Here is a 3,505-nt window from a genome sequence, read left to right as displayed (position 1 = left end):
GCCCGGATTGTTCAGCCGCACGAGCTTTGCCCGCGGCGCCGCTGCGACAAAGCGGTCGAGCCAGGCCTGCGTACCCGGAGGGTTCCCGTTGTCAGTGATGATGATTTCGCTGACGTCCGGATCGCCCTTGAGCGCGTAAAGGCATTCCAGCAGGCGCGGACCCGTATGATAGCTGACGACAAGCGCCGCGACCGACGCACTCACGCGTCCCGCTCCCCGAGCGTGCGGTGCCAGAGCACGATTGCCGCCGCAGCGAGCGCCAGGGAGGCCCAGAAGCCTTCGTTCCAGACACTGTAGGCGAAACTGAAGATGACGATGGCTGAACCTGCGAGCCCGGCGGCTGCGTAGCGGATCTCCGGACGCAGCTCTGCCGGGCGCGGAAGATGGAAGCCCAGCGCGACCAGGCCCAGCGCCGCCAACACGGCGCCAATCATCCCCGTCTCGGCCCATATCTGTAGCGCCATGTTGTGAGGGTGGCCCGGCACAATCGGGTAGTGCGTCCAGAAGTCAGGCAGCTGCGCCAGCCAGTCGGGGCGCGTTTCGAAAGTCTCCTTCCAGCTGCGCGTGGCATTGAGGCCGTGACCCAGCAAGGGCGCGTCGGTTATCCGTCCGATGACGACTTCCCAGGACCAGAGCCGCGAACGGAAGGAGGCCGGCAGAGTGGGCGCAATGACATCAAGCCAACGTATCAGCGCCGCCAACAGCACCGGCGCCGCCGCGATGTATCCGGCTATGGCGCCGAACAGCCATCGGAAGCCCGTTCGCGGCATCAGGGCGATGAGGCCCATGGCGAGGCCCATTCCGCCGATGGCAAACAATGCGGAATGGCTGCCGAGCAGCTGGTAGGCCAGCGCCGCACCCAGCGTCACAACTGCCGCAAGCACCGCGCCGGGAACCTTCCAGCCAAACACCAGCATCGGCAGCAGCAGCGCCAGCCCGATCGCCGCGGTATTTGCGCCGCGTCCAACATTCTGCGCGCCTTCGTGCAGGCGCTTCACATCCTCTCCGTACACGGCCGAAAGCACAAAACCCGAGAGATAGGGTGACAGCACAACGAGCGCAGCCTGCACGCCGAGCATGGCTGCAACGATACCGGACGCACGCGGTGATGGGGCGGCCCGCAGCGTGCCCGCAGTCGTCAGGCCTGACGTGAGGGCGATCACAAGGAAGGACAGTCCCCTGGATTCCACCGAGAAGTTGCCTTCAAGCAGGCTGCCGGAAATCAGGTGCCGGTCGCCCGGCGCCCAGAACTCACTGGCCGCAGCCCAGACGATGAAGACAAAGCCGAGGCTGGCAAACATCGCCGGCGGCAGGCGCGGGCGCGACAGGAACAGGGCGGCAAAACCGGTCAGCCCGAGCAGCGGCGCAAAGCCCTGCCCGCCCAGCACCGCCAGGACGGGCCAGAGCACGAAGGCGGCAGCAAGGACAGGCCCGTAATTCATTGCCCGACCACCTTACTCGTCGCCCCCGCGCCTTGTCACCGTATGCGTGTCAGCGTGACCGCTTCAGGTCCGGCGGAAGAGCTTCCTCGGCAAGACTGACGAGAGCCTCATCCAGCGTAATGATCTGCTGGCCGTTGGAGCCGAGCCGGCGCAGCGCCAGCTTGCGCTCTTCCGCTTCGCGCGCGCCGACGACCGCGATCACCGGTACCTTCTGGAGGGAGTGCTCGCGGACCTTGTAATTGATCGTCTCGTTGCGCTTGTCGACCTCGACGCGGAGACCGGCCTTGCGCAGTTCGGCCGCAGCCTCTTCGGCATAGTCCGCCGCTGCATCGGAAATCGCGGCAACCACGACCTGCACCGGCGATAGCCACATCGGGAAGGCCCCGGCATAGTTCTCGATCAGCACACCGATGAAACGCTCGAGGCTCCCGAGGATCGCGCGGTGCAGCATGACGGGGCGGTGCTTCTGGCCGTCCTCGGCAATGTACTCTGCGCCAAGGCGTTCAGGCAGCACATAGTCCAGCTGGATCGTGCCACACGTCCAGGACCGGCCGATAGCATCCTTCAGCTGGAAGTCGAGCTTCGGCGCATAGAAGGCGCCGTCGCCCTCAGCAATCACCGGCTCGACACCCGCGGCGCGTGCCGCGTTCAGCATCTGCGCTTCGGCCTTGTCCCAGAACTCTTCCGAACCGGCCCTTTGTGCGGGGCGCGTGCCGAGCGAGATGTGATCCCGCTCCAGCCCGAAATCGGCATGGATCGATGCGGCGAGCTTGATGAAGTTCGCAGTCTCTTCCTCGATCTGGTCTTCGCGGCAGAAGATGTGCGCGTCGTCTTGCGTAAACGCGCGCACCAGCATCAGGCCATGTAATGCAACCGAAGGCTCATAGCGGTGGCAGGCACCAAACTCGGCCATGCGGAGCGGCAGGTCACGGTAGCTCTTCTGGCCGAACTTGAAGATCTGCACATGGCCCGGGCAGTTCATCGGCTTGAGCGAGAGCGTCTCTTCTTCTGCCGTTTCGCAGACGAACATATTCTCTCGGTATTTGTCCCAGTGACCGGATTCCTGCCAGAACTTGCGGTCAAGCACCTGCGGCGTGCGCACTTCGACATAGCCGGAGGCTTCGAGGCGGCGGCGCACATAGGCTTCGATCACGCGCCAGAGGGTAAGGCCCTTCTCGTGCCAGAACACCATGCCCCTTCCCTCTTCCTGCATGTGGAAGAGATCCAGTTGGCGGCCGAGCTTGCGATGGTCACGCTTCTCGGCTTCTTCGAGGCGGTTGAGATGTTCCTTGAGGTCCTTCTCATTCGCCCAGGCCGTGCCGTACATGCGCTGAAGCATTTCGTTCTTTGAATCGCCGCGCCAATAGGCGCCGGCCATCTTCATCAGCTTGAACGCCTTCGGCAGCTTGCCCGTGGAGGGCAGGTGCGGCCCGCGGCAAAGGTCGAACCAGTCGCCTTGTCGGTAAAGCGTGATCGCTTCGCCCGGCGGGATGATGTCGTCGATGATCTGCGCCTTGTAGTCCTCGCCGATCCGCCTGAACTCGGCGATGGCGGCGTCCTTCTCCCAGACCTCGCGGATGATGGGATAATCGGCGTCGACGATCTCGCGCATCTTGGCTTCGATCTTCTCGAAGTCATCCGTCGAGAACGCCGCCTTGCGCGCAAAGTCATAGTAAAAGCCGTCATCGATGACCGGGCCGATCGTCACCTGCGCATCGGGATAGAGCGCCTGCACGGCCTGCGCGAGGACATGCGCCGCATCGTGGCGGATCAGCTCGAGGCCGTCGGCATCCTTGTCCGTGACGATGGCCACCGCGGCGTCGCCGTCCAGCGCGCGTTTCAAGTCGCGCAGTTCGCCGTTCACACGGGCCGCCAGTGCCTTCTTGGCGAGCGATTTGGAGATGCTCTCGGCGACATCGAGGGGCGAGGCCCCGTCGGGGAATTCGCGCTTCGAACCATCGGGGAGCGTAACGTTGATCATGTGTCTTCGTTTCTATGACTGGCCGCGCGCGGCGGCAGACTTCGGGTGATCCGGCAGGGGCGTCTGGCGCGGCCGTGCTTAA

At 64.3% G+C, this 3,505-nt stretch carries 3 protein-coding genes; all 3 read right to left on the bottom strand.

The window, feature by feature from the left end; all coding sequences use genetic code 11:
- The coding region (locus WEA77_RS15085; protein WP_368068693.1) for a glycosyltransferase family 2 protein at positions 1 to 204 on the bottom strand (204 nt) is incomplete at its 3' end.
- Entirely contained in the window at positions 201 to 1,442 is a 1,242-nt protein-coding gene (locus WEA77_RS15080) for an O-antigen ligase family protein (protein WP_368068692.1), read from the bottom strand. The genes WEA77_RS15085 and WEA77_RS15080, both read right to left, overlap by 4 nt.
- Before the next feature lie 49 nt (positions 1,443 to 1,491).
- Positions 1,492 to 3,423, bottom strand: coding sequence for a threonine--tRNA ligase (gene thrS, locus WEA77_RS15075; RefSeq protein WP_368068691.1), 1,932 nt, complete (start codon positions 3,421 to 3,423; stop codon positions 1,492 to 1,494).
- Positions 3,424 to 3,505 lie beyond the last annotated feature (82 nt).

The sequence above is a fragment of the Hyphomonas sp. genome, assembly GCF_040882205.1.
Classification (GTDB): domain Bacteria; phylum Pseudomonadota; class Alphaproteobacteria; order Caulobacterales; family Hyphomonadaceae; genus Hyphomonas.
The sequence above is the reverse complement of the archived record's forward strand: the minus strand, read 5'-3'. Positions and strand labels throughout refer to the sequence as shown.